Origin of the sequence: Thioclava sp. UBA3469 (assembly GCF_002378135.1) — a bacterium.
Lineage (GTDB): Bacteria > Pseudomonadota > Alphaproteobacteria > Rhodobacterales > Rhodobacteraceae > Thioclava > Thioclava sediminum.
Map to the genome: position 1 here is coordinate 1 of NZ_DFRG01000153.1, position 447 is coordinate 447.

A 447-nucleotide genomic window follows, 5' to 3' on the forward strand; every position below is an offset into this window, starting at 1 on the left:
CGTCGTCTCGGCACCCAGCGTATTGAAGAAGCTGGCGAATTCGATGCCGATCGCGCCAGAGCCGATGACCAGCAGCTTCTTCGGCTCGTGCGGCGGGTTGAGCGCGTGCTTGTAGGACCAGACACGCTTGCCGTCGGCCTCGAGCCCCGGCAGGTTGCGCGCCCGCGCGCCGGTGGCCAGCACGATATTCTTGGCGGTCAGTTCCTCGCTACCCTTGTCGGTTTTCACCGAAACCTTGCCCTTGCCGGCAAGCTTCGCCGTGCCCATCACGACATCGACCTTGTTCTTCTTCAGCAGATGGCCGACGCCGGAAGCGAGCTGCTTTGCCACCCCGCGCGAGCGCTTCACCACCGCGTCGAGGTCATAGCCGAACTTCTCGGCGCTGAGACCGAAATCCTTCGCGCGCTCCATCAGGTGGAACACCTCGGCCGAGCGCAGCAGCGCCTT

Annotated in this window: 1 protein-coding gene; it reads right to left on the reverse strand. The window is 64.4% G+C overall.

Annotation, left to right across the window (positions count from 1 at the left end; all coding sequences use genetic code 11):
* On the reverse strand, positions 1-447 hold a 447-nt coding region (locus B3D39_RS11870), incomplete at both ends, for an FAD-dependent oxidoreductase (protein ID WP_286789721.1).